At 70.6% G+C, this 25829-nt stretch carries 25 protein-coding genes; 22 read left to right on the forward strand and 3 right to left on the reverse strand.

Going from position 1 to position 25829, the window contains the following annotated elements; all coding sequences use genetic code 11:
- Positions 1–10 precede the first annotated feature (10 nt).
- The 5 genes from fmt to CEP50_RS01370 all read left to right on the forward strand — a co-directional run bounded on the left by fmt (position 11) and on the right by CEP50_RS01370 (position 4961).
- Positions 11–949 (forward strand): methionyl-tRNA formyltransferase, encoded by a 939-nt coding sequence (gene fmt / locus CEP50_RS01350; protein ID WP_106112070.1) that lies wholly within the window; start codon positions 11–13, stop codon positions 947–949.
- Entirely contained in the window at positions 946–2364 is a 1419-nt protein-coding gene (locus CEP50_RS01355; protein WP_106112071.1) for an RsmB/NOP family class I SAM-dependent RNA methyltransferase, read from the forward strand. The genes fmt and CEP50_RS01355 overlap by 4 nt, the downstream gene beginning before the upstream one ends.
- Before the next feature lie 90 nt (positions 2365–2454).
- Positions 2455–2868: an OsmC family protein gene (locus CEP50_RS01360; RefSeq protein WP_258174648.1), complete on the forward strand. Its 414-nt coding sequence runs from the start codon at positions 2455–2457 to the stop codon at positions 2866–2868.
- A gap of 74 nt (positions 2869–2942) precedes the next feature.
- On the forward strand, positions 2943–3404 hold the full coding sequence (locus tag CEP50_RS01365; protein ID WP_106112073.1) for a nucleoside deaminase: 462 nt from the start codon (positions 2943–2945) through the stop codon (positions 3402–3404).
- Between the two features lie 234 nt (positions 3405–3638).
- A complete protein-coding gene (locus tag CEP50_RS01370) occupies positions 3639–4961 on the forward strand; it encodes an amino acid permease (RefSeq protein ID WP_374957079.1) in 1323 nt (440 codons plus the stop codon).
- A gap of 47 nt (positions 4962–5008) precedes the next feature.
- Here the strand turns inward: CEP50_RS01370 and CEP50_RS01375 are convergent, their stop codons facing one another.
- Positions 5009–5524 (reverse strand): nitroreductase family deazaflavin-dependent oxidoreductase, encoded by a 516-nt coding sequence (locus tag CEP50_RS01375; RefSeq protein WP_181188151.1) that lies wholly within the window; start codon positions 5522–5524, stop codon positions 5009–5011.
- 162 nt (positions 5525–5686) lie between these two features.
- Here CEP50_RS01375 and rpe point away from each other — a divergent pair, with 162 nt between their 5' ends.
- From rpe to CEP50_RS01455, 16 genes are all read left to right on the forward strand, one after another.
- A complete protein-coding gene (gene rpe / locus CEP50_RS01380; RefSeq protein ID WP_106112076.1) occupies positions 5687–6364 on the forward strand; it encodes a ribulose-phosphate 3-epimerase in 678 nt (225 codons plus the stop codon).
- Positions 6361–7401 (forward strand): bifunctional diaminohydroxyphosphoribosylaminopyrimidine deaminase/5-amino-6-(5-phosphoribosylamino)uracil reductase RibD, encoded by a 1041-nt coding sequence (gene ribD / locus CEP50_RS01385; RefSeq protein ID WP_106112077.1) that lies wholly within the window; start codon positions 6361–6363, stop codon positions 7399–7401. The genes rpe and ribD overlap by 4 nt, the downstream gene beginning before the upstream one ends.
- Positions 7402–7477: 76 nt before the next feature.
- A complete protein-coding gene (locus CEP50_RS01390; protein WP_106112078.1) occupies positions 7478–8119 on the forward strand; it encodes a riboflavin synthase in 642 nt (213 codons plus the stop codon).
- A 50-nt stretch (positions 8120–8169) separates the two neighbouring features.
- A complete protein-coding gene (locus CEP50_RS01395) occupies positions 8170–9438 on the forward strand; it encodes a bifunctional 3,4-dihydroxy-2-butanone-4-phosphate synthase/GTP cyclohydrolase II (RefSeq protein WP_051099202.1) in 1269 nt (422 codons plus the stop codon).
- Positions 9435–9935, forward strand: a complete 501-nt coding sequence (ribH, locus tag CEP50_RS01400) for a 6,7-dimethyl-8-ribityllumazine synthase (protein WP_106112079.1) — start codon at positions 9435–9437, stop codon at positions 9933–9935. The genes CEP50_RS01395 and ribH overlap by 4 nt, the downstream gene beginning before the upstream one ends.
- Complete coding sequence (locus CEP50_RS01405; protein WP_106112080.1) at positions 9932–10390, forward strand: PH domain-containing protein; 459 nt, start codon at positions 9932–9934, stop codon at positions 10388–10390. Before ribH ends, CEP50_RS01405 begins: the two co-directional genes overlap by 4 nt.
- A 118-nt stretch (positions 10391–10508) precedes the next feature.
- Positions 10509–11534: a dihydroorotate dehydrogenase gene (locus CEP50_RS01410; protein ID WP_106112266.1), complete on the forward strand. Its 1026-nt coding sequence runs from the start codon at positions 10509–10511 to the stop codon at positions 11532–11534.
- Between the two features lie 83 nt (positions 11535–11617).
- Complete coding sequence (gene uvrC / locus CEP50_RS01415) at positions 11618–13768, forward strand: excinuclease ABC subunit UvrC (protein WP_106112081.1); 2151 nt, start codon at positions 11618–11620, stop codon at positions 13766–13768.
- A 3-nt stretch (positions 13769–13771) separates the two neighbouring features.
- Complete coding sequence (rapZ, locus tag CEP50_RS01420) at positions 13772–14650, forward strand: RNase adapter RapZ (RefSeq protein ID WP_106112082.1); 879 nt, start codon at positions 13772–13774, stop codon at positions 14648–14650.
- Complete coding sequence (locus CEP50_RS01425; protein WP_106112083.1) at positions 14647–15654, forward strand: gluconeogenesis factor YvcK family protein; 1008 nt, start codon at positions 14647–14649, stop codon at positions 15652–15654. The genes rapZ and CEP50_RS01425 overlap by 4 nt, the downstream gene beginning before the upstream one ends.
- Positions 15645–16661, forward strand: coding sequence for a DNA-binding protein WhiA (gene whiA / locus CEP50_RS01430; RefSeq protein ID WP_019853710.1), 1017 nt, complete (start codon positions 15645–15647; stop codon positions 16659–16661). Before CEP50_RS01425 ends, whiA begins: the two co-directional genes overlap by 10 nt.
- 354 nt (positions 16662–17015) lie before the next feature.
- Positions 17016–18026, forward strand: a complete 1011-nt coding sequence (gene gap / locus CEP50_RS01435) for a type I glyceraldehyde-3-phosphate dehydrogenase (protein WP_106112084.1) — start codon at positions 17016–17018, stop codon at positions 18024–18026.
- A gap of 162 nt (positions 18027–18188) precedes the next feature.
- A complete protein-coding gene (locus CEP50_RS01440) occupies positions 18189–19391 on the forward strand; it encodes a phosphoglycerate kinase (protein WP_106112085.1) in 1203 nt (400 codons plus the stop codon).
- Positions 19392–19393: 2 nt separating this feature from the next.
- Positions 19394–20179, forward strand: a complete 786-nt coding sequence (gene tpiA / locus CEP50_RS01445) for a triose-phosphate isomerase (protein ID WP_106112086.1) — start codon at positions 19394–19396, stop codon at positions 20177–20179.
- 166 nt (positions 20180–20345) lie between these two features.
- The gene (gene secG, locus CEP50_RS01450) at positions 20346–20582 is read left to right on the forward strand and encodes a preprotein translocase subunit SecG (protein ID WP_019853714.1); all 237 of its coding nucleotides are present in this window, start codon (positions 20346–20348) and stop codon (positions 20580–20582) included.
- Positions 20583–20683: 101 nt separating this feature from the next.
- The gene (locus CEP50_RS01455) at positions 20684–21040 is read left to right on the forward strand and encodes an RNA polymerase-binding protein RbpA (RefSeq protein WP_106112087.1); all 357 of its coding nucleotides are present in this window, start codon (positions 20684–20686) and stop codon (positions 21038–21040) included.
- 311 nt (positions 21041–21351) lie between these two features.
- On the opposite strand, the gene CEP50_RS01465 is transcribed toward CEP50_RS01455, so the two are convergent.
- Together CEP50_RS01465 and CEP50_RS01470 are read right to left on the reverse strand one after the other, a co-directional pair.
- The gene (locus tag CEP50_RS01465; protein WP_106112089.1) at positions 21352–22092 is read right to left on the reverse strand and encodes a DUF4190 domain-containing protein; all 741 of its coding nucleotides are present in this window, start codon (positions 22090–22092) and stop codon (positions 21352–21354) included.
- A 95-nt stretch (positions 22093–22187) separates the two neighbouring features.
- A complete protein-coding gene (locus CEP50_RS01470) occupies positions 22188–23414 on the reverse strand; it encodes a DNA sulfur modification protein DndB (RefSeq protein WP_106112090.1) in 1227 nt (408 codons plus the stop codon).
- A 157-nt stretch (positions 23415–23571) separates the two neighbouring features.
- On the opposite strand from CEP50_RS01470, the gene CEP50_RS01475 reads away from it, so the two are divergent.
- Positions 23572–25731: an N-6 DNA methylase gene (locus CEP50_RS01475; RefSeq protein WP_106112091.1), complete on the forward strand. Its 2160-nt coding sequence runs from the start codon at positions 23572–23574 to the stop codon at positions 25729–25731.
- The last annotated feature ends 98 nt before the right edge of the window (positions 25732–25829 follow it).

Raw genomic sequence — 25829 nt, forward strand, 5'->3', positions numbered from 1 at the left:
GGACTGGATCATGCGTCTGGTATTCGCGGGGACACCGGCTCCGGCCGTTCCCGCCCTGCGCGAGCTGCTGGCATCCCGGCACGAGGTGGTCGGTGTGGTCACCCGCCCGGACGCTCCTGCGGGCCGGGGGCGCAGGACGGTTCCCTCTCCTGTTCGCGAGTGCGCCGAGGAGTACGGGGTCGAGGTGCTGACTCCGGAACGGGCCTCGGATCCGGAGTTCCTGGACCGGCTCGCCGCCCTGGCCCCGGACTGCTGTCCCGTGGTGGCCTACGGGGCCTTGCTGCGGGAACAGGCACTGTCGATCCCTCGGCACGGATGGGTCAATCTGCACTTTTCGTTGTTGCCCGCCTGGCGGGGAGCGGCTCCGGTACAGGCAGCGATCCGTCACGGTGACGACATCACGGGGGCGACGACGTTCCGCATCGTTCCCGAACTCGACGCGGGACCGACCTTCGGCATGGTCACCGAACGGGTCGAGCCGACCGACACCAGCGGCTCGCTGCTGGAGAAGCTGTCGGTGTCGGGAGCCCGGCTGCTGGTGTCCACGATGGATGCCATCGAGGACGGTACCGTCCGTGCCGAGCCACAGCCCACCGAGGGAGTGAGCTATGCCCCGAAAGTGACGGTGGACGACGCCAAGGTCGACTTCGGCCTGCCGGCGCACGTCGTCGACCGGACCATCCGTTCCGTCACCCCGGATCCGGGGGCCTGGGCATGGCTGGGGGACACTCGCCTCAAACTGGGCCCGGTGGAGGTTCTCGCCGAGGACGCCTCGACGGTGGGGGACCCGCGGCCGGGTGAGATCGTCGTGCAGCGCCGTCGTGTCCTGGTCGGGACCGCCACGCGACCCGTGCGACTCGGCGAGGTGCAGGCGCACGGCAAGAAACGTATGCCGGCCACGGACTGGGCACGTGGCGTGAACATCGAACAAGGAACCGTGCTGAAGTGAGTCGTGAACGTGGCCGGGACAACTCCCGGCCGAAGAACTCCCGTCCCCCCCGCAGGCGTGCCGAACGGGCCAAACCCCCGGTCGAGGACCCCGCCCGCACCGCCGCGCTGGAGACACTGCGCGCGGTGCGGGAACGGGACGCCTACGCCAACCTGGTGTTGCCCGGGATGCTGCGTCGGCACCGCGTCTCCGGCAGGGACACCGCCCTGGCCACGGAACTGGCCTACGGGGCCTGTCGGGCCCGGGGACTGCTGGACGCGGTGATCGCCGACTGTAGCGACCGGCCGCTGGAACGCATCGACCCGCTGCTGCTCGACGCGCTGCGGCTGGGGACCTACCAGTTGCTGCGCACCCGGATACCGGGACACGCGGCGGTGGGGGCGACTGTGGAGCTGGTACGAACCAACAGTGGCTCCAGACTGGCCGGTTTCGCCAACGCGGTGTTGCGGAGAGTCGGGGAGCGGACCGAGGCGGAGTGGGTCAGCAGACTCGCCCCGGACCCGGACGAGGACCCGGTGGGACACGCGGCTTTCCGGCACGCCCATCCTCGGTGGATCGCCCGTGCCTTCGCCGACGCGCTCGGCGGCACAGCGGAGCTGGACGCGGCGCTGGCCGCCGACGACGAACGCCCCGCCGTGCACCTGGCCGCACGTCCCGGTGAGATCAGCGCGGACGAGCTGGCCGCCGTCACCGGCGGCGATCCCGCTCCCTACTCCCCCTACGGGGTGCACCTCGAAGCCGGTTCCGGGGACCCCGGACAGTTGGAGGCGGTGCGGGAGGGCTTCGCCGCCGTCCAGGACGAGGGAAGCCAGCTGGCCGCGTTGGCGCTGACCCACCCGGAGATCGAGGGTTCGGACACCCGCTGGTTGGACCTGTGCGCGGGGCCGGGAGGCAAGGCCAATCTGCTCGGCGCGCTGGTGACCCTGGACGGCGGCACGCTGGACGCGGTGGAGCAGGCCGAGCACCGTGCCGAACTGGTCACCTCGGCCACCCAGGGGCTCTCGGTCACCGTGCGGGTCGCCGACGGGCGCGACTTCGGCGCCCCCGACTCCTACGACCGCGTGCTGGTGGACGCTCCCTGCACCGGCCTGGGCGCGCTGCGGCGCAGACCGGAGTCCCGGTGGCGCAGGGGGCCCGAGGACGTCGAGGAGCTCGTACGGTTGCAGCGGGAGCTGCTGCGTGCCGCGCTCACGGTGACCCGTCCGGGAGGGGTGGTGGCCTATGTGGTCTGCTCTCCGCATCCGGAGGAGACCACCGGTGTGGTGAACGACGTCCTCCGACAGACGGACGCGCGGGAGTTGGACGCCCGTGCCTGCTTCCCCGGTGTTCCCGACCTCGGGGAGGGGCCCTTCGTGCAGTTGTGGCCGCACCGGCACGGAACGGACGCGATGTTCTGCGCCCTGCTGCGGGTCTGAGCCCGACCCAGGTCGTTGTCGACCCGGTGCCCACGGCGTCCGGAAGACGTTGTCGAGAAGTACCCGCTGGCGGATTCGGAGGTGCGTACGGTGTCCACTCCCGTGACGGTGACCAGGACAGGAAGCTCCACGTTCACCGCGTCCAACGACCGTGGTGGTCGGGTGACGATCGCCCACGAGGACGCGGAGGACGGTTTCACCCCGGGAGAACTGCTGCTGGCCGCGATCGCCGGCTGTGCCCAGCTGACGAGCGAGAACCTGCTGACCAGGAGACTGGGGCAGCGGGCCCCGGTCACGGTGCACGCCGACCGGGAGCTCGACGAGCGGGATCCCGACCGGTTCGGCTCCGTGCGGCTGTCCTTCGACGTGGACCTTTCCGGGGTGGGCGACGTGACGGAGCGTGCGAAACTGGTCGAGGCCGTCGAACGCGCCATCGCCCGGAAGTGCACCGTCAGCCGCAGCGTGGAACACGGCACACCGGTGGAGATCTCCCTGCCGGGCTGATTCGTCGTCGCGTTCGGCGGACTGCCGTGACGGCGTGGCCGGGCGGGGCATGTCGAACGTGGAGGGTGGAGCCGATGGATCACCGGAGCAGGCTGCGCGAGTACCGGCGCTGGTTGGCGGTGGCGGCGGAGCAGGCCGCCCTCGGGGCGCGCGAGGGCGGTGTTCCCGTCGGGGCCGCCCTCGTCGACTCCCGGGGGGAGATCCTCGGGCGGGGACGCAACCGACGGGTGCAGGACGGTGATCCCACCGCGCACGCGGAGACGAGTGCTTTCCGCGCCGCGGGCAGACTGCGGGACTACGGTGACACGACGATGGTCACCACCCTGTCCCCGTGCTGGTTCTGCAGCGGGCTGGTGCGCCAGTTCGGCATCGGACGGGTCGTGATCGGCGAGGCCAGGAACTTCTGCGGCGGTCACGACTGGCTGGCCGAGAACGGTGTGGAGGTGGTCCTGCTCGACGACGCCGAGTGCATGCGCATGATGGGCGAGTTCATCGCCGCCTCTCCCGGACTGTGGAACGAGGACATCGGGGCGTAGTGTCCCGACCCGGGCAGCGGGACCGGGCTTGCCGCCCCGCGTGGGGGTGCGCCCCGTCTGACCACCGGAAACCCCGACTCCACCACGTTGTCACCCTTTGGGAGGACATGCCTAGGGTTGACTGGCGTTTTTCGGACAGTGGAGTGACCGAGAGAGGGCCCCGGGGTGGAACACGAGCGGGTGCGGGAACGCGAAAGCGGCTTACGCAGGGATCTCAGCAGCAGACAGGTCGGCATGATCGCCGTGGGCGGGGCGATCGGCACCGGGCTCTTCCTCGGGTCCGGGTTGGCGATATCGATCGCGGGTCCCGCCGTACTCCTCGCCTACGCCGTCGCGGCGCTGGTGGCGCTGGCGCTGGCGTACGCGCTGGCCGAGATGATGGTGGTCCATCCCGAGGCCGGCGGCTTCGGGGCCATCGCGCACCGCTATCTCGGCGGCATGGCCGGGTTCGTGCAGCGGTGGATCTACTGGGCCGCCCAGGTGGTCAACATCGGCAGTGAGGTCGTCGCGGCGGGAATCTACTTCCGCTTCTGGTATCCCGAGATCCCGCTGTGGGCGCCGGTGGTCGCCTTCTCGGCGATCATGCTCGCGGTCAACGCCTCGGCCGTGCGCTACTTCGGCGAGTTCGAGTACTGGTTCGCCATGATCAAGGTCGTGACCATCGTGGTGTTCGTGGGCTTGGGGCTGGTCGCCATCTTCTTCGGCCTTCCCGGTGAACCCGCCACGGGAACCGGAGCCCTGACCGAGCACGGCGGTTTCCTGCCGAACGGCATCGGGGCGGTGTGGCTGGCGCTGACCGTGGTCACCTTCTCCTACCTGGGCACCGAGGCGGTGTCGGTGACCGCCTCCGAGTCGCGCAACCCCACCAGGGACGTGCCCCGGGCGGCCCGTGGCATGGTGCTGCGGCTGGCGCTGTTCTACCTGCTGGGCATGTTCGTGATCGTGTCCATCCTGCCGTGGAACAGTGTCTCCACCGGCGAGGAGCTGACACAGAGTCCGTTCGTGCGGTTGTTCGACGCCGCCGGAGTGCCCGCTGCGGCGGGGGTGATGAACTTCGTCGTGCTCACGGCCGCCCTGTCCGCGATGAACACGAACCTCTACGTCACCTCGCGGATGACGTACTCGTTGGCCAGGGACGGCTACGCCCCGCGTTGGTTCGCCGGGTTGAGTCGCCAGGGCACGCCGCGTCGGTCGCTGGTGCTGTCCGCGGCCGGTCTCGCGCTGGCCGCCGCGGTGTCCGCGTTGGCCCCCGCCACCGCGTTCCCGGTGCTGCTGGGGATGGCCCTGTTCGGGGCACTGCTGACCTGGCTGATCATCTTCGCCAGCCAGCTCGCCTTCCGACGTCGCAGGGCGGCGGCGGGGTTGCCCGCCTCTCCGGTCCGGTTGCCGGGGGCGCCGGTGACCACCGTGTTGGCCATGGCCTTCGTGCTGGCGGTGCTGCTGACCACCCCGTTCACCCCGCAGTTCGCGATGGCCTGGAAGGCGGGACTGCCGTTCGTGGGGGTGCTGGTGCTGGCGTACCTGCTGATCCGGCGTCGCGCCCGCGGCGGGAGGTAGCGGCCCGTCCGGGGAGACGGGCACGGCGGCCGGCGTGTCGGGGCCGTTCACCCGTCTCCTCGGGAGTCCGGTTCGCGTGGGGACGGCGCCTCGTCGGCACGCGGCAGGAAGGACACGGCGGGCAGCTGTCGGGACAGCTCCGCCCGCCCTTGCGGGGTCAGCAGCGGCCAGTCGGTGAGACGGGCCAGGACTCTCGCCGCGTACGGGTGCCGTGCCACGTACTCCTCCAGCAGCTCGGCGGTCTCGGACTCCTCCAGCACCCGCTGGTGCGGCCGGACGTGCCGTCGCCCGCCGATGCGGATCTCCAGGGCCGGCTCGGCGGTGATGTTGCGGTACCAGTTCGACGACCGTCCCCAGCCGGACACCACCGTCACCTCGTCGGTTCGCTCGCGGTGACGTACGACCTCCAGCACCGTCTCGCGGGGGAGGCCGCTCCTGCGGCCCCGGTGCACGAGGTAGACGAAGCGGTTCCCGAGCAGCCGCCCCAGGTTGCGGCGGTACAGGTGCACCGGCAGTCGGAAGAGCCTTCGGGTGAGTCCGCTCGGGAGTGTGCGGAGGGGCAAGGCGTTGCTCCTTTCCCGGGAGGGGTGCGGGTTTCCGGCCCCCGGCGGGGTGTTCCTTCCGCCGGGGCCGTTGGTGTGGACGGCCCTCCCGCCGCAACGCTGCGGGACAGTGCGGGATGACCGCATCGGGGGAGCTATCATCCCATTGTGTCGAATCAGCCCATGATCGCGCCGTCCATCCTGTCCGCGGACTTCGCGCGGCTGGCCGAGGAGATGGCCGCCGTCGGAGGACCGGGTCGGGGTGCCGACTGGCTGCACGTCGACGTCATGGACGCGCATTTCGTTCCCAACCTCACCCTGGGGTTGCCGGTGGTGGAGTCGTTGCTGCGCAACACCGGTACACCACTCGACTGCCATCTGATGATCGAGGACCCCGACCGGTGGGCGCCGGGATACGCCGAGGCGGGCGCGCACAACGTCACGGTGCACGTCGAGGCAGCCGCCGAACCGGTCGCGCTGGCCAAGAACCTGCACGCGGCCGGAGCCAACGCGGGGCTGTCGATCAAGCCGAACACGCCGCTGGATCCGTACACCGACCTGCTCCGGCACTACGACACCCTGCTGGTCATGTCCGTGGAGCCCGGTTTCGGCGGGCAGAAGTTCATGCCCGAGGTGCTGGACAAGGTGCGCGCGGCGCGCCGGATGGTGGACACCGGGCACCTGAACCTGCTCGTCGAGATCGACGGCGGGATCAACGCCGACACGATCGAGCAGGCCGCCGAGGCCGGTGTGGACTGCTTCGTGGCCGGGTCCGCCGTCTACGGCGCCGACGAGCCCGAACGCGCGGTGGAACAGCTGCGTTCCCGGGCGGCGGACGCCTTCGCCCACGGTCACCGATGACGGACTCGCGGTGGGCGCACTCCCCCCGGATCGTCGAGGCCATGCGCCGGGCCGCCGAGCTCGCCGACCGGGTGCGCGGAAGCACGAGCCCGAACCCTCCCGTGGGATGCGTGATCCTCGACGAGGCTGGGTCCGTGGTGGGAAGCGGTGCCACCCGTCCGCCGGGCGGCCCGCACGCCGAGGTCGTCGCGCTGCGCGAGGCGGGCTCGTCGGCCCGGGGCGGTACCGCCGTGGTCACTCTCGAACCCTGCGCGCACGTGGGCAGGACCGGTTCCTGCGCCGTGGCCCTGCGGGAGGCCGGGGTGGCCCGGGTGGTGTACGCGGTCGAGGACCCCAACCCGTCCGCGGCGGGAGGAGCCGAGGAGCTGGCGAACTCCGGTGTGGCCGTGGCCGACGGGGTGCTCGCCGAGGAGGTCTCGGCCGGTGCGTTGCGTGGTTGGTTGCATTTCGTCCGGAACGGGCGTCCGCACGTCACCTGGAAGTACGCCGCCAGCCTCGACGGGCGTTCGGCCGCTGTCGACGGCACCAGCCAGTGGATCAGCTCCCCCGAGTCCCGCGCCGAGGTGCACCGGCTTCGGGCAGGCTGCGACGCGGTGCTGGCGGGCACGGGGACGGTGCAGGCCGACGATCCGCGGTTGACGGTGCGCGACGAGTCCGGTGCCCCACTCCGGCGCCAACCGCTGCGGGTGGTGCTCGGTGACCGGGAGCTTCCGGCAGGGGCCAGGGTGTTCGACGACTCCGCGGAGACCCTCCGGCTGCGCGGGCGGGACCCCGGGGAGGCGCTGCGCGTGCTGGCCGAACGGGGCGTGGTCGAGGTCTTCCTGGAGGGTGGCCCCACGTTGGCCGGGGCTTTTCTGCGAGCCGGGCTGATCGACCGGGTGCAGGCCTTCGTGGCTCCCGCACTGCTCGGTTCGGGCAGGTCCGCGCTCGGCGAGGCGGGCGTGGTGAGCCTCTCCCAGGCATGGCGCTTTTACTTCGAACGGGTCACCATGTGTGGACCGGACGTGTGGATCAGTGCTGTTCCCGTGGAAGGATAGAGTGGAATCAGTGGCCTCGGTTCACTCGTTCAGGTGAGCGCTCCAGGCCGACGGAACGCCCGAAGGAGGGTGTCACGTGTTCACCGGAATCGTGGAGGAACTCGGGGAGATCGCCGCTGTCGATCCGGTCCCCGGGGGCGCGCGGCTCGCCGTGCGTGCCTTGACGGTCACCTCCGACCTCGCCCACGGGGACTCGGTCTCGGTCAACGGAGTGTGCCTGACCGCCGTCGAGACCACGCGGGAACGGTTCACGGTGGACGTGGTCGACGAGACACTGCGCCGCTCCACGCTGGGAGGGCTGGACGTCGGCGACCGGGTGAACCTGGAACGCGCGATGGCGCTCGGGGACCGGCTGGGCGGCCACCTCGTGCAGGGACACGTGGACGCCACCGGCACGGTCGTCGACTCCGACGACGAGGGGCTCACCAGGATCTCGCTGCCCGAACGACTGAGCGTCTATCTGGTGGAGAAGGGGTCGGTCACCGTCGACGGCGTGTCGCTGACCGTGGTCGAGGCCGGTGACGACGAGTTCAGCGTGGCGCTGATCCCCACCACCCGCGAGCTGACCACGCTGGGCCTGCGCGCCCGAGGGGATCGGGTCAACATCGAGGTCGACGCGCTGGCCAAGCACGTGGAACGACTACTGAGACCCCAACTCGACCGGCTCGCCCGCACCGGAACGGCAGGTGCGGTGGACAATGGGGAAGGCAGGGAGTAATCGCGGTGAGCTCGAACGAGTCGAACCCCGGCGGTGGGGGTGCACAGCAGGTGAACAACGCGGGTTTCGCCGAGATCGACCGCGCGCTGGCCGACATCGCGGCGGGCAGGCCGGTGGTCGTCGTCGACGACGAGGACCGCGAGAACGAGGGCGACCTGATCTTCGCCGCGGAGAAGGCCACCCCCGAGCTGCTCGCGTTCATGGTGCGCTACACCTCGGGATACGTGTGCACCGCGCTGACCGGGCAGGACTGCGACCGGCTCAACCTGCCTCCCATGTACCACGCCAACCAGGACCTGCACGGCACCGCCTACACGGTCACCGTCGACGCCGCCGAAGGCGTGGGAACCGGGATATCCGCCGCCGACCGGGCGCGCACCATCACCGTGCTCGCCGCGGAGAACTCCACGGCCGAGGACCTCAACCGCCCGGGGCACGTGGTCCCGCTGCGCGCCAGGGAGGGGGGAGTGCTGCGGCGCTCCGGCCACACCGAGGCGGCGGTGGACCTGGCCCGTCTCGCCGGGCTGCGCCCGGCGGGAGTGCTCTGCGAGATCGTCAGCGAGAAGAGCGAAGGCGAGATGGCCAAGCGCGACGAACTCGAGGTGTTCGCCTCCGAGCACGATCTCGCGCTGATCACCATCGCCGACCTGATCGCCTACCGCAGACGCTTCGAGAAGCAGGTCCAGCTGGTCGCCGAGGCCCGCATCCCCACCGAGCACGGAACCTTCCGCACCTTCGGCTACGACAGCCTGCTGGACGGCATCGAACACCTCGCGCTGGTCTACGGCGAGATCGGCGACGGGGAGGACATCCTGGTGCGGGTGCATTCGGAGTGCCTGACCGGGGACGTGCTCGGCTCGTTGCGCTGCGACTGCGGCCCCCAGCTGGACGCAGCCCTGGCCAGGGTGGCCGAGGCGGGCCGGGGCGTGGTGCTGTACATGCGCGGCCACGAGGGCCGCGGCATCGGACTGATGCACAAACTCCAGGCCTACCAGTTGCAGGACGCCGGTGCCGACACCGTGGACGCCAATCTCAAGCTGGGGCTGGCGGTGGACGGCCGGGACTACGGGCAGGGCGCACAGATCCTCTCCGACCTCGGGGTCCGCTCCATGAGGCTGTTGACCAACAACCCGGACAAGCGGGTGGGGCTGGAAAGCCACGGGCTGCGTATCGTGGGCAGGGAACCCCTTCCGATCCGGCCGAACGCGGAGAACCTGCGCTACCTGCGGACCAAGCGCGACCGGATGGGGCACGAACTCCAGTACCTGGACGACGGTGAGGACTCCTCGCTCGGGGACGGCTCGGAGGTGACGGCATGAGCGGCGAGGGCAGTCCGCGTGTGCGGGTTCCGCACGCCCCGGGCGTTCGACCCGCGGTCGCGGCGATCCGCTGGCACGCCGAGCTCGTGGACCGGATGCTGCGGCGGGCCCTGGACGCGGCCGAGCAGGCCGGGACGGCGGAACCCCGGGTGGTGCGGGTTCCCGGGTCCATGGAACTGCCCGTGGTCTGCCAGCAGCTGGCGCACGACCACGACGCGGTCGTGGCACTGGGAGTGGTGATCCGCGGGGGAACTCCGCACTTCGAGTACGTCTGTGAGTCGGTCACCTCGGGGCTGGGCCGGGTCTCCCTGGACGAGGCCACGGCCGTGGGCAACGGGGTGCTGACGGTGGACACCAGGGAACAGGCCGTGCAGCGTGCCGGGTTCGAGGACTCGGTCGAGGACAAGGGATTCGAGGCCATGAGCGCGGCGCTGGAGACGGCGTTGGTGCTGCGGGAGCTTCGCGGCGACTACAGCAGCGAACGGGGTTTCCTGTGACGGCTTCCACGGGGACGGACAACGTGGTGCTGGCGCGCCCCGTGCGGGTGCGCAAGGTGGCGATCCCGGCCGCGAGCGTGGTGTTCGTGGTCTGCGGCATCGCCGCGTTGATGCTGCGCCGCACCGCCAACGGTGTGCTGCTCACCGTCTCGGACCAGGTCGCGATGGCGGGGATCGGAGCGATACTGGCCGGGCTCATCCTGTTGACCCTGCGCCCGAGGCTGCGCGCCGACGAGCACGGCGTGGAGGTGCGCAACGCGATCCTCACCCGGTACTACCCCTGGTCCGAGGTGCGCGGGGTCAGTTTCCCCGAGGGGGCCAGCTGCGCCCGGCTGGAACTGCCGGACGACGAGTACGAGCCGATCACGGCGATCCAGGCCTTCGACGGGGAGCGCGCCGTGCTGGCCATGCGCGAACTGCGGAAACTGCGACGGGAGATCGGGCAGCTCGAATGACCCCGTCCCCGGCGGTTCCCGCCGGACGGTCACCCGTGGTGCCGACCGCGGCCCGGCGGTGCGGGAGAATGAGCGCGACACCGAGTCGGTCGCCGTGCAGGCGGTGAGGGGAGAGATCGTGAGTTTGGCCCGGGAGCGCAACCTGCGGTTGGTTCGTGCCGACGAGACGGCGGGACCGCACGTGCGGTTGGGGGACATACAGCTGCGGAACCGTCTGGTGACCTCCTCCAGCCTGCTGGGCTACGGCGTGGCCAACTCCCGGTTCATTCCCTACGGCATGAGCCCCATCTCGCAGTTCGTCCCCCTGGAGCGTTTCGGGGCCGTGACCACGCGGACCCTGACGGTCGAACCCCGGGAGGGGCACTTCACGAACAAGGACGTGTGGTCGCTGCGGGAGCTTCCCGGTCTGCTGCGTCGCTACGGCCGCGCGCTGCGACGGGTCGACGGGGGGTGGTTGAACGCCTTCGGCTGGTGCAACGTGGGGATCGACACCTACCTGCGGGACTACTACCCCCGAACCCGGGGACAGAACACGATCATCTCGGTCGGCGGTTTCTCCGCCGAGGAGTTCGTCACGCTGGTGGACCGGATCAACGCCGCCGTCCCCTCCGGGGAGATCGCGGCGGTGGAGTTCAACGTCTCCTGCCACAACGTCAACTTCGACTTCAACGCGATCATCGAGTCGGTGCTGGCCGAGGCCGTGCCCCGCAGCGACCACCCGGTCATCCTCAAGCTCTCGCCGGACTACGACTACCTCCAGCACGCGCGGCTGGCCGCGCGGCACGGGGTGTCCGCGCTGACCGCGATCAACACCGTCAAGGGGCTGCGGCTGGATCCGGAGACCGGGGACCCCCTGCTGGCCAACGGGTTCGGCGGTCTCTCCGGCAGGGCGATCAAACCGGTGGGGCTGCGGGTGGTCTCCGAGCTACGCAACGCGGGGGTGACCCTGCCCGTCATCGCCACAGGCGGCGTCCGTGACTTCGACGACTGCCGCGAGTACTTCTGGGCGGGGGCCGACGCGGTCAGCCTGGGCAGCGCCAGCTGGTTCGCCAGCTACCCCGGCTACGCGCTGTCCCCGTTGTACGCCCTGCGCATCCGGTCCCTGCTGCGGCGGATCGAGAACTACCGGCCGCCGAGGCGGTGAGCCGTTCGACGGCGGTGCCCGGCCCCGACCGCGCCGAGCACCGTCTTGGTCAACCCCGTCGGTGGCGCACGTAGGCTGGGGGCGTGGCCGATCCGTCCACCTACCGACCAGCTCCGGGAACCATCCCGACCTCGCCCGGCGTGTACCGCTTCCACGACGGCGACGGGCGGGTCATCTACGTCGGGAAGGCGAAGAACCTGCGCAGCAGGCTCGCCTCCTACTTCGCCGACCTGTCCGCGCTGCACCCGCGCACCCGACAGATGGTGACCACGGCCACCGGCGTGCGGTGGACCGTGGTCAACACCGAGGTGGAGGCGTTGCAGCTGGAGTACTCCTGGATCAAGGAGTACGACCCCCGCTTCAACGTCCGCTACCGCGACGACAAGTCCTATCCGGTGCTGGCCGTGACCCTGCACGAGCAGTTCCCCCGGCTGCACGTCTACCGCGGCCCCCGGCGCAAGGGAGTGCGTTACTTCGGCCCCTACGCCCACGCCTGGGCGATCCGGGAGACCCTGGACATGCTGTTGCGGGTCTTTCCCGCGCGGACCTGCTCCAACGGGGTGTTCAAGCGCCACGCCCAGATCGGGCGTCCGTGCCTGCTGGGCTACATCGACAAGTGCTCCGCGCCCTGCGTGGGACGGGTCGACGCCGAGGAGCACCGCCGCATCGTCGACGAGTTCTGCGACTTCCTGTCCGGGCGCACCGACGCGATGATGCGCAGACTGCGACAGCGGATGGAGGAGGCCTCCGCCGAGCTCGAGTTCGAGCGCGCCGCCCGGCTGCGGGACGACCTGGAGGCGCTCCGGCACGCGATGGAGAAGCAGGCCGTGGTGCTCGGCGACGGCACCGACGCGGACGTGGCGGCCTTCGCCGAGGACGAGCTGGCCGCGGCCGTGCAGGTCTTCCACGTGCGGGGCGGACGGGTGCGCGGCCAGCGCGGCTGGGTCATCGACAAGGTCGAGCGCACCGACACGGCCGAGCTGGTCGAACAGTTCCTCACCCAGTTCTACGGCGAGCAGGCGGCCCTGGCCGACCAGGCCGACGCGGGCGGCGGATCGCCGGTGCCGCGTGAGGTGCTGGTTCCGGAACTGCCCGAGGACGCGGAGACCGTGGGGCAGTGGCTCGGCGAGCTCCGGGGGAGCAGGGTGCGGCTGCGGGTCCCGCAGCGGGGGGACAAGCGCAGCCTGTTGGAGACCGTGCGCCGCAACGCCGAGGAGGCTTTCCGCCAGTACAAGCTGCGGCGCGCCGGGGACATCAGCGCGCGTTCGGCCGCCCTGCAGGAGTTGCAGGAGGCGCTCGGACTGGACAGCGCCCCGCTGCGCATCGAGTGCGTCGACATCAGCCATGTTCAGGGCAGCGACGTGGTGGGCTCGCTGGTCGTCTTCGAGGACGGGGTGGCCCGCAAGTCCGAGTACCGCCGCTTCGCGGTGCGCGGGGGTTCCGAGGGCGGGGACACCGCCGCCGTGGCCGAGGTGGTGCGTCGCAGGTTCGAGCGCTACCTCCGGGAGAGCGCCGACTCCCTGGAGGGGCCGACACCCCGGCAGGTGCGGCCGGACGCGACCACGAACGCGGTCCCCACGAGCGGAGCGTCCGGGGAGGGCTCCGCCGAGGCCGCGCAGGATCCGGGCAACGCCGGGGTGGACCCGGAGACCGGCAAACCGCGCAAGTTCGCCTACCCGCCGAACCTGCTCGTGGTCGACGGCGGGGCTCCGCAGGCCAACGCGGCGGCCGACGAACTGGCCGAGCTCGGCATCACCGACGTCGCCGTGGTGGGGCTGGCCAAACGGCTGGAAGAGGTGTGGCTGCCGGCCGAGCCGGATCCGGTGATCCTGCCTCGCACCAGCGAGGGGCTGTACCTGCTGCAACGGGTGCGTGACGAGGCGCACCGCTTCGCGGTCAGCTACCACCGCAGGAAACGCTCCGAACGGGTGAGCGCCTCCGAGCTCGACGGGATCCCGGGGCTCGGTCAGACCCGCAAGAAGGCCCTGCTCACCCACTTCGGGTCGGTGCGCGCGATCCGGCGTGCCACGGTGGAGGAGATAGCGGCCGTGCCCGGTTTCGGTCGGCGCACCGCGGAGACGGTGCACCGGGCGTTGGGCGGTGACCGCGACGAGGCCGATTCCGGGGACGGGAGCGGCTTTCGACAGGACACGGTTCCGTCGGAGGATCCCGACGGGACGGTTCCGGCAGCGGGGCCGGAACACGACGGGGGAGAACGGTATTCAGGGGGTTGAGCAGTGACCGAGGAGAAGACGGGCATGGAGGTCGCGGTCGTCAGCGGGCTGTCCGGGGCCGGACGGAGCACCGCCGCGAAGTGCCTGGAGGATCTCGGGTGGTTCGTGGTGGACAACCTGCCTCCGGAGCTGATCTCGACGATGGTGGAGCTGGGGGCGCGTTCCAGCGACGCGATCACCAGGGTCGCGGTGGTGATGGACGTGCGCAGCCGGGCCTTCACCGAGGACCTCGGCGCGGTGATCAAGGACCTGGACGCGCGTGGCTACAAGCCGAGGGTGCTGTTCCTCGAAGCCACCGACGAGGTGTTGGTGCGGCGCTTCGAGCAGGTCCGGCGCGGCCATCCGTTGCAGGGGGAGGGCAGGCTCGCCGACGGCATCGCGGCCGAGCGCTCCCTGCTCGCCAAGCTCCGCGCGGAGGCGGACCTGGTGCTGGACACCACCGGACTGTCGGTGCACCAGTTGCGCGCCAAGATCGAGGACGCCTTCGGTACCGAGGCCTCCACCCGGACGAGGGTCACCGTGCTCTCCTTCGGGTACAAGTACGGCCTGCCGATGGACGCGGATCTGGTGATGGACTGCCGCTTCCTGCCGAACCCGTTCTGGATCCCGGAGCTGCGGGACTTCAACGGCACGGCCGAGGAGGTGCGCAACTACGTGCTCGGCCAGGAGGGGGCCGAGGAGTTCCTCGGCAACTACCAGCGTCTGCTGCGCCTGGTCGGCACCGGCTACCAGCGTGAGGGCAAGCGCTACCTGACCCTGGCCATGGGGTGCACCGGCGGCAAGCACCGCAGCGTGGTGCTGGCCGAGGAACTGGCGAGACGACTTTCCGAGGAGGAGGGGTTGACGGTCAAGACCGTTCACCGTGATCTGGGGCGCGAATGAGTGCCCCGGTGTCGGGGGAGTCCGCGGGGACTCCCCGCCCGTTGCGCGCGGTGGCCCTCGGCGGGGGGCACGGTCTCCAGATGAGTCTCGCGGCGCTGCGACGCGTCACCACCGACATCACCGCCGTGGTGACCGTGGCCGACGACGGGGGCTCCTCCGGCCGACTGCGTCGGGAGCTGGGGATGCTGCCACCCGGTGACCTGCGCAAGGCCCTGTCGGCGCTGGCTTCCGAACGGGACTCCGAGCGGGTCTGGGCCCGGTTGTTCGAACACCGCTTCGGCGGCAACGGGGCGCTGGCGGGACACGCCGTGGGAAACCTGGTGTTCGCCGGTCTGCTGGAGGTGCTCGGCGATCCGATAGCCGTGCTGGACCGGGCGTGCGAACTGCTCGGCGTGCAGGGACGGGTGCTGCCCATGTCGCTCGAACCGCTGGACATGGAGGCCGAGGTCGTCGGACTGGACGAGGACCGGGACGCGGTACGCACCATCCGGGGGCAGGTGGCCATCGCCAGCACTCCCGGGCGGGTCAAGCGGGTGCGGCTGACCGCCGTCAACGGGCAGGCACACCCACCGCGCGCGGCGCCGGAGGCGGTGCGGGCTGTGCTCGACGCCGACGTGGTGCTGTTGGGGCCCGGTTCGTGGTTCACCAGTGTGCTGCCGCACCTGCTCGTCCCGGAGCTGCGCGAGGCCTTGGTGACCACCACCGCTCAGCGGATCGTGGTACTCAATCTTGTCCCGCAACCGGGTGAAACTGCGGATTTCTCCCCCGAGCAGCATCTCGACGTGATCGCCGAACACGCCCCGAAACTGCGGGTGGACGCGGTACTGGCCGACACCGACGCCGTTCCCACTCCCGATCGACTTCGTGCTGCGGCGGCCGAACTTGGTGCGCAGACTTTGCTTGATCGGGTCGCCGCCACGACGGCTTCGGGACGACACGAACCGGATGCTCTCGCGGCGAGCCTGACAGCCGCACTGGAGAGGAGGACGGACCGGTGGCGATGACCGCGGCGGTCAAGGACGAACTGAGCAGGCTGCCCACCACCAAGGCCTGCTGCCGCAGAGCCGAGGTGTCCTCGCTGTTGCGTTTCGCGGGCGGGCTGCATCTCGTCGGGGGACGGATCGTGGTGGAGGCCGAGCTCGACTCGGGCTCCACCGCGCGCAGACTGCGTCGGGAGCTGCACGAGCTGTACGGGTATCACTCCGACGTGCACGTGATCACCTCGGGCGGGTTGCGCAAGGGAACCCGCTACGTGGTGCGTGTGGTACGCGAGGGGGACGGGCTGGCCAGACAGACCGGGCTGCTCGACCCCAGGGGGCGGCCGGTGCGCGGGCTCCCCTCCCAGGTGGTCTCGGGAGGTGTCTGCGATGCCGAGGCGGCGTGGCGCGGGGCCTTCCTCGCCCACGGCTCGCTGACCGAACCGGGGCGCTCCTCGGCGCTGGAGGTCACCTGCCCGGGGCCGGAGGCGGCGCTGGCCCTGGTCGGTGCCGCACGCAGGCTCGACGTCCAGGCCCGCTCCCGGGAGGTGCGGGGCACCGACCGGGTGGTGGTGCGCGACGGGGACGCCATCGGCGCCCTGTTGACGCGGCTCGGGGCCCACAACAGCGTGATGACCTGGGAGGAGCGCCGGGTGCGGCGCGAGGTGCGCGCCACGGCCAACAGGCTGGCCAACTTCGACGACGCCAACCTGCGCCGCTCGGCCCGGGCGGCCGTGGCCTCGGCGGCCCGCGTGGAACGCGGGCTGGAGCTGCTCGGCAGCTCGGTGCCCGAGCACCTGCTGGTGGCGGGCAAACTCAGGCTCGCCCACCGGCAGGCCTCCCTGGAGGAGCTGGGCCAGCTGGCGGATCCACCGATGACCAAGGACGCCGTGGCCGGGCGGATCCGGCGGCTGTTGGCCATGGCGGACAAGCGGGCCCGCGAGCTGAACCTGCCGGACACCGAGTCCGCCGTCACCGCGGAACTGCTGGAGTCCGGGGTCGACGGAATGCTCGGTGAGGAGCAGGCGGGCTGAAACCACGCTGCCGAGGCCGCCGGGAAAGTCCGCTTTTCCGGCGGCTTTTTCGCGTTCGCCCGTCGCGACCGATGGTCGGGAGGTGGCCACGGCTCGCCTCTCCGGGTGAGAAATCGCCCGCAGCGGGATCCCGCGGGGTGGGAACCGGCCACCATCCGCACGGAACGCGGGGGACTCCGCGTCCGACAACGTCCGTGCCCGGCGGTTTCCCCTCCGTGGGGAGGGCGGCTTCCCGATGTTGTGGTGCTCTCCCTATGCGCGCACGGCCGTCCGTGGGAGATAGGGTCTGTGGCGAGTCCATACAACCGCCACCTGCCGATGATTCGGCACGGTAAGTCGCGAGGAGAGATCGGCGTGACCGTTCGCGTAGGTATCAACGGCTTCGGCCGGATCGGACGCAACTTCTGGCGCGCGGCACTCGCCAGCAAGCACGACATCGAGGTCGTGGCCGCGAATGACCTGGGCGACGTGGCGACCATGGCGCACCTGCTCAAGTACGACAGCGTGCTCGGCCAGCTTTCCGAAGAGGTCACCGTGGTCGACGACGGGATCAGGGTCGGCGACAAGACCATCAGGATCCTCGCCGAGAAAGATCCCGGCAAGCTGCCCTGGTCGGACCTGGGGGTCGACGTCGTCGTCGAGTCCACCGGCCTGTTCACCAAGGCCGAGGACGCCCGCAAGCACGTGGACCAGGGAGGCGCGAAGAAGGTCCTGGTCTCCGCCCCGGCCAAGGGCGAGGACCTGACCCTGGTGCTCGGCGTCAACGACGAGGCCTACGACGGCTCGCAGACCGTGCTGTCCAACGCCTCGTGCACCACCAACTGCCTGGCCCCGATGGCCAAGGTGCTGCACGACAACTTCGGCATCGAGTACGGCCAGATGACCACGGTGCACGCCTACACCGCCGACCAGAACCTGCAGGACGCTCCGCACAAGGACCTGCGCAGGGCGCGGGCCGCCGCCGTCAACGTGATCCCCACCAGCACCGGCGCGGCCAAGGCGATCGGACTGGTGCTGCCCGAGCTCAACGGCAAGCTGGACGGCTACGCCATGCGCGTGCCGGTCCCGACCGGCTCGGTCACCGACCTGACCGCGACGCTGAACTCCAGCGTCACCGAGGAGCAGGTCAACGAGGCGTTCCGGGCCGCCGCCGAGCAGGGCCCGCTCAAGGGCGTGCTCCGCTACAGCGAGGACCCGATCGTGTCCAGCGACATCGAGGGTGACCCGGCCTCGACCATCTTCGACGCGCCGCTGACCAAGGTGATCGGCAACCAGGTGAAGATCGTCGGCTGGTACGACAACGAGTGGGGCTACTCCAACCGACTGGTGGACGTGGTCAACCTCGTCGGTTCCAGGCTCTCCTGAGCGCCCGTGTCGGGGTCGCGGAGACGATCCCGACGGGTGGACCCCGGCCCCGGGCGGCGCCCGGGGCCGCGTGAGTCCGACCACGGGCGTTCCGGCCACGGGGACGTCCGTGCAAGCACTGCAATCCATCGACGGTGTATCCCCTTGGCGAGGAGCCACAGCGTGAAGAATCTCGACGACGTGCTGGGCGAGGGGGTTCGGGGCAGGTACGTGCTGGTGCGTACCGATCTGAACGTCCCGCTGGACGGCGAAACCATCACCGACGACGGCAGGGTGCGTGCCGCGCTCCCGACGATCGAGAAGTTGACCTCGGCCGGGGCGCGCGTGGTCGTCACCGCCCATCTCGGCAGGCCCGAGGGCGCTCCGGACTCCCGGTACTCGCTGGCCCCGGTGGCCCGCAGGCTCGGACAGCTGCTGGGCTCCGAGGTCGCCCTGGCCGAGGACGTGGTCGGTCCCTCGGCGCACGAGGTGGTCGGAGGTCTGGCCGAGGGGCGGGTGGCGCTGCTGCAGAACGTGCGTTTCGACCCCAGGGAGACGAGCAAGGACGACGCCGAGCGCGGCGAGCTGGCCGACCGTCTCGTCGAGCTCGTCGGGGACTCGGCCGCGTTCGTCTCGGACGGGTTCGGTGTGGTGCACCGCAAGCAGGCCTCGGTCTACGACGTGGCCACCAGGCTGCCCTCCTACGCGGGCGGGCTGGTGCTCGACGAGGTCGAGGTGCTGCGCACGTTGACCGGCGACCCGCACCGTCCCTACGTGGTGGTGCTCGGCGGATCCAAGGTCTCGGACAAGCTCGGGGTCATCAACGCGCTGCTGCCGAAGGTGGACAGCCTGGTCATCGGTGGCGGTATGGCCTACACCTTCCTGGCCGCCCAGGGCAACCAGGTCGGGGACTCGCTGTTGCAGCAGGACCAGATCTCCACCACCAAGCGGCTGCTGGACGAGCACGGCGACAAGCTGGTGCTGCCGGTGGACGTGGTGGTGGCCGACCGGTTCGCCGACGACGCGAACACCCAGGTGGTTCCGGCCGACGCCGTGCCGGCGGGCTGGCAGGGCCTGGACGTCGGCCCGCGCAGTGTGGAGCGCTACGCCGAGATCCTCGGCTCGGCCCGCACCGTGTTCTGGAACGGCCCCATGGGCGTGTTCGAGTTCCCCACCTTCGCGGAGGGCACCCGCGGGGTGGCCCGGGCGATCGCCGAGTCCGAGGCGTTCAGCGTCGTCGGCGGTGGGGACTCGGCCGCCGCGGTGCGCACGCTCGGGCTGGACGAGCAGCGGTTCTCGCACATCTCCACCGGGGGAGGAGCTTCGCTCGAGTTCCTGGAGGGCAAGCGGCTCCCCGGCGTGTCCGTCCTGGAAGGTGAGGTCTGATCATGGCCCGACAACCGTTGCTCGCGGGCAACTGGAAGATGAACCTCAACCACCTCGAGGCGATCGCGCTGGTGCAGAAGATCGCCTTCGCCCTGCCGGAGAAGTACTTCGACCGGGTCGAGGTGGCGGTGCTTCCCCCGTTCACCGACCTGCGCAGCGTGCAGACCCTGATCGACGGGGACAAGCTGCTGCTCCGGCACGGGGCCCAGGACGTCTCCCCGCACGACTCGGGGGCCTACACCGGCGACGTCTCGGCGCCCATGCTGGCCAAGCTCGGCTGCGCCTACGTGGTGGTGGGCCACTCCGAGCGCAGGGAGTACCACGCCGAGACCGACGAGCTCGTCAACAGGAAGGTGCGGGCCGTGCTCAAGCACGAGATGGCCCCGATCCTGTGCGTGGGCGAGTCCCTGCAGGTGCGGGAGTCCGGTGCGCACGTGCAGCACTGCACCAACCAGCTCCTCGAAGGGCTGAAGGGGCTCCGCCAGGAGCAGGTGGCCCGCAGCGTGATCGCCTACGAGCCTGTGTGGGCCATCGGCACCGGGAAGGTGGCCACCGCCGAGGACGCCCAGGAGGTCTGCGGGGCGCTGCGCACGGCGCTGACCGACAAGTACGGTTCCGAGGTCGCCGAACAGGTGCGGGTGCTCTACGGGGGCTCGGTCAAGTCCAGCAATGTCTCCGAGCTGCTCGACCAGAACGACATCGACGGCGCGCTGGTCGGTGGTGCCAGCCTCAACGGTGACGAGTTCGCCAAGATGAGCGCCTTGGCGGCGGGCGGACCGCTGCCGTGACGGGCTCCGTGGTGGGTGGTCGCCCGCCCACCACGGACACGACTTCTCCGGTTCGCGCGGGGCACCCGCCGTGGGCCCGTTGTGAGGGTGCTGATACGAACGGTGGCCCACAGCCGCCCGTCCGTTCGGTAGGCTTGCCGCGAACCGTGGTGTGAACGAGGACGTTATGACACTTTTGCTGCAGATCATGGTCCTGGTGACCAGCGTCATGCTGGTGCTGCTCGTACTGCTGCACCGGGCGAAGGGCGGTGGGCTGTCCTCGCTGTTCGGCGGCGGGATGCAGTCCAACCTGGCCGGGTCCAGCGTCGCGGAGAAGAACCTGGACAGGATGACGCTGTTCGTCATCGCCCTGTGGGTGATCTCGATCGTGGGAACCGGCCTGCTGATCAAAATGGGAGCCTGACGGCACGTGGCCGGGCATCGCGGGTGCCCGGCCACGGTGATCTGCGGCCCGGTCCACCCGGTGTCCGTTTCGTTCGATGGTGGGACGGTGGGTGAAAGCTGTTGACCGACGGGAATGCGATACGGGGCATGCGGCTCGGTTCCGGAACGATCAGCGGGGACGTGGAGCGCGGTGAGTCCGCCCCGCGCCAGCAGGTGGAGTACTGGTGCGACAACGGTCACCGGGTTCGTCCCGCGTTCGCCGTGGACGCCCACGTTCCGGACACCTGGGAGTGCACGCGGTGCGGTCTTCCGGCCGGCCGGGACCGGGACAATCCTCCCGCCCCGAAGCGCACCGAGCCGTACAAGAGTCATTTCGCCTACGTGAAGGAACGGCGCAGCGACGCCGACGGCATGGAGCTGCTGGACGAGGCGCTGCGCAAGCTGCGTGAGCGGCGGGGGCGTTCCGGGGAGCAGTAAGGCGGAGCCGGTCCGCGCCCCGCGCACCGGAAGTCGTCGGCTCGGTGGCTCGGAAGCCCCGGGCCGGCTCGGCCGTTTCCGCGGGGTTCTCTTCGGTCGGGTGCTTCCCGCTCGCCCAGTCGTTCGCGTGCTTCGGCCGACGCGAACCCGAGCGGGAAACGACGAAGTTCCTCGTGGTCCGGACTCGGAAGGCCGGAGCCCGAACCACGAGGAGGAAGGCGATCAACCGGCGGTGAACTGCGCTCCGGAGCTTAGTTCACCGCCGGACCCCTGTGGGCCGTGTCGACGGGATCGTGATGACTCTCGTCCGGTCACACCTTGCCGGTGAAGTACACGGTGTCGGCGGCGAACGCGTTCGGTTGCACGCTGACCTGTAGTTCGCCCGGTTCCTCGGGGATCTCGAAGACCATGGTGTAGGAGACCTCGTCACCGGGAGGCAGCTCGCTGTTCGGGAACTGGTCGCCGGCGGCGTAGCTCTGTTGGGCGACTTTTCCGCCGTGCTGGGCGGTGATCGTGACGGATCCCACGTTGTACTCGTCGTTGCCGTCGTTGACGACGTGCACGTCGAACTGGACGTAGCGTTTTCCCTGTTGTGGCTGGAGGAACTGGTTGTTCGCGGTGTAGGGGCCCGGTTCCGAGATCGAGATCGTCTCCCCGCCCGGCCAGGTGTGCTTCTCACCGAAGTCGAGTTCGGTGGACGATCCGGAGGAGGAGTCGGCGCTCGACTCGGGAGTGGGCCGTTCGGAGGACGAGGACTCACCTCCCGGCGAGCCCGCCTCGTTGATCGCGTTGACGAGCATTCCCTGGACCGCCACGGTGGCCACGAGCGCCAGTACTCCCAGGCCGGTTCCGATACCGGCCATGACCTTCCTGGTGCCGAACAGGGCGATGATCCCCAGGACCACCCCCACTAACGCGGCGATCGCCGTCAGGTTGTTCAGGATGGGAACGATCGAGCCGCACACGCCGATGATTCCCAGCACCAGACTGCTCAGGGCCAGGCCGGAGAACCTGGTGCCGCGCTGCTGCGCCGGTTCGGGTGTCTGCGTCACTGTAGTTTCCTTTCGGTGGATGCGGGCCGTCTTTGCGACGACGGCCCTGGTCGGTCACTGTTCTCGGGACGGAACACCGGTTCTCGGGGCCGTGGTCACCGGCCGCGGATCCTGCGTCCGTACTCGGTCTCGGGGTGCACGATGGCGTCGGCCACGCGGCCTCCGGCGTCCTTGGCGCCGCCACCGAAGTTCAGCGTTCCCCGGGAGTTGGCGCTGGCGGCCACGCCGTCCCAGTAGCGGGCCCTGCGTTCCCAGCGCACCGTGTCCAGCAGGTCGAGCAGTTCCTCGTCGGTGAGGGGCTTTCCGGTCGTGGCCCATCCGGTCGCCTGGTGGGCCGCGATACCGATACCGGCCAGTACCGCCGGGGCGGTGACCGCCGAACGTTCGAGGAACCGCTCCCGCAGGTGGGAGATGATCGTCGACAGCAGCGGAACGACGCGTCGGGTCGCCTGTTCGGCGCTGACACCGTCGGGGAGGTCGTTCTCCCGCAGGGTCGTTCCGGAGCGCGCCAGCCCGGCGCGGCCGAAGAGTGTGCAGACGACCAACACGCGCAGCGCGGAGAGCGTGACCACCTCGCGGGCGGAGGCCCTGAGCTGTCTGCCGCGGGTTTCCACGAACCTGCCGAAGGGGACGGGCTCGCCGTCGCCTTCGACCTGGACGGCGTTGACCACCCGGTGGGCCAGTTGGGTGCCGAAGTCGCGCTGGTCCATCGACATGGCCAGGTTCTTGGCCACCGGAACGCCTTCGACGTTGCGGTCGTAGAAGATCTGCCGTGCCTGTTCGACCTCCAGTCCCCAGAACAGTTCGAAGGGAACCCGCACCCGCGAGAGGGTGTCGACGGTGAGCCCGTACCGCTCGGGGGAGTCGTAGAGCTCGTGCCAGGCGGCGACCTGGGTTTCGCCGTCGATGGCGACCACGGGTGAGCCCGGGGCGACGGAGACGGTGCGGATACCGGTGCCGGCGACGAGCTCCTCGCCGATGGAGGCCAGCGGGGCGCCGAGCCAGAGCGTGATCGGGGGTGTCGACCACGACGCACCGAGGTTTCCCTTCACCCCCTCGGCGATGTAGTCCGCGTAGGAGGTGACGTTGCGGCCCTTGTTGGTGGACCGCAGCATCCGCTGCACCAGTCCGCGCACCTCTGCGTGCCTGCGCAGCGTGCCGGAGGCGTGTTTGAGCGCCTGCTGGTTCTCCTGGGATCTCGGGGAGGGCACCAACTGGAGCAGGGTGGGCAGCCCGAGTGTGCCGATCACCGCGTCCGACCGGAACGGGATGACGTGCAGGCGGATCCCTTCCGGCTCGCCGGTGGGGACGGGGATGGACATGGTGTTCCTTTCCTGCCGAGTGGATCAGGTGTCAGAGTCGTCGTGAAAGCGCGATCATAAAAACATGCCATGAAAGCACTGTCAAACATGTTTACAAGTTTGAACTCTGTTGTACGCTGTTTGCGGTTCGACCGCCGGAACAGGACAGGACCTCGTCATGCCTCAGTCAGCCGCCCAGGTGACCGCAGCCGACATCTCCCGCCTCGCGGGAGTGACCCGGGCGACGGTCAGCAACTGGCGTCGTCGCCACGCGGACTTTCCGGCACCGGTCGGCGGGACGGAGACGAGTCCCGCCTACGACGCCGAGGAGGTGCGGGCCTGGCTGGCGCGGCGGGGACAGCTTCCGCGGCGAACACCCCGGGAGGAGCTGCGGGACGCCCTGCGCACCGTCGACGAGGGCGGTGGGAGGCTGGCCGTGCGGACGCTGCCGCTGGTCTCCGCTCTCGCGGAACTGGACGAGGACGAACGTGTCCGGCTCGCCCACGCCGACGAACAGCGCCAGCGGGAGTCGCTGGAGCGGATGACGGACGAGCGGCTCACGGAGGTCGCCGAGGAGGGGCGACCACGGCAGGAGGAAGTCCCGGCTGAGGTGCTGCGTTGTCTGCTGGAGTGCGTGGCCACCGAGGGAGCACCCGCCACACTGGACGTGCTGGCCGAGGTGGTCGGTGAGGACCCCGAGACCGGCACCCCCCGCACCCCGCGCCCGCTGGCCGAGTTGATGGTGTCCCTGCTGGCCTCGAACGAGGGGCGGATGCCGAACTCCGTGTTCGATCCGGCGTGTGGAGGGGGGCAGCTGCTGCTGGCCGCGGCCGAAGCCGGTGCCGCCGAGGTGTTCGGTCAGGACGTGCTCGGTCCCCAGGTGGCGTTGAGCTCGGTGCGGCTGGAGGTGGCGAGCTCGGCCGAGGCCGTGGTGCGTCGGGGCGACAGTCTCCGTGCGGACGGTTTCCCGGAGCTGCGTGCTCAGGGGGTGGTCTGCGGCCCGCCGTACGGGCAGCGGGACTGGGGCCACGAGGAGGTCGCCTACGATCCGCGCTGGGTGTACGGGCTGCCGCCGAAGTCAGAGTCCGAACTGGCCTGGGTGCAGCACTGCCTGGCCCACCTCGAACCGGGTGGTCGGGCGGTGCTGCTGCTGCCGCCGGGGGTCGCCGAGCGTTCCTCCGGCCGCCGGATCCGGTCCCAGCTGGTGCGTTCCGGGGCGCTGCGGGCGGTGCTGGCGTTGCCGCCGGGGGCGGCGGTGCCGGCGCACCTCGGGTTGCACCTGTGGGTGCTGGCCGCGCCCGAGCCCGAGCACCGGGAGGTCGCGCCCGTGCTGTTCGTGCACACCCCGGAGGACGAGGCGAGGCCGTCCGCGGATCCGCAGGACTCTTTTGGCGGACGGAGGAGTTCCGGCTCGACCAGGGGGGAGCCGGACTGGGGGACGCTGCGGCAGCGGATGCTGACGACATGGCGCGAGTTCGTGGCGGACCCGGAGGGGTTCGACACCGTCGCGGGAGTCGCGTGTGCTCGCCCGGCCGTGGACGTGCTCGACGAGAACGTCGACCTCACCCCCCGACGGCAGGTGCACACCGGCGGTGGGGGCCTCGATCCCGCGCGGCAGTACGAGCGGGTGCGGCGGTGGCGGGACGGGCTGCGCCACGTGAGCGAGCGGCTGCTCGAGTCGCTCGACGGGCAGGAGTGGTCCCAGGCCGGGGCGGAGCCGCTCTCCTGGCGCTCGGTGACGGTCGCCGACCTGCTGCGGGGCGGGGCCCTGGAGCTGTACCGGGTCTCCTCCGGGGGGCGGGACGAACCCCTCCACGGCGAGGCCCCCGAGGGGAGGCGGGTGCTCACCTCCGCCGACCTCTGGCGCGGTCGGGAACCCGACCCGGCCGCCGACACGCCGCTGTCCGAGGAGGTCGAACTCGCCGAGGGGGACGTGGTCCTGCCCGACACGCTGAAGGGCGGTCACCAGGTGCCGGTGCGTGTGGCGGGGCCGGAGGACGCCGGTGCGCTGCTGGGCAGGGGGCTCTACCTGCTGCGGCCGGATCCGCTGCGGCTCGACCCGTGGTTTCTGGCCGGTTTCCTGGGGACGGAGGAGAACGCGCACGGGGCCACCACCGGCAGTTCGATCCTGCGGCTGCACGTCCGACGACTGCGGGTTCCGCTGGTGCCGCCGGAGCGGCAACGCGACTACGGCGGCGCCTTCCGGAAGCTGCACGAGATGCGCACGGCCGCCCGCGCGGTGCACCGGATCGCCCGCGAAACGGCCGCGGAGGTGGCCGCCGGTCTCACCGGCGGGGCGCTGTTGCCGCGCGAGCAGGACTCCGGGGAGGAGACCTGATGGTGAGCGCGGGGCACGAACGTGGTGAGTGGAGAATCTTGGTCCAGTACTGTCCCGACAGGTCGCCTCGGTGCGACGACTGCGGGGAGTCCGACCCG

The sequence above is a fragment of the Actinopolyspora mortivallis genome, from assembly GCF_003001495.1.
GTDB lineage: Bacteria > Actinomycetota > Actinomycetes > Mycobacteriales > Pseudonocardiaceae > Actinopolyspora > Actinopolyspora mortivallis_A.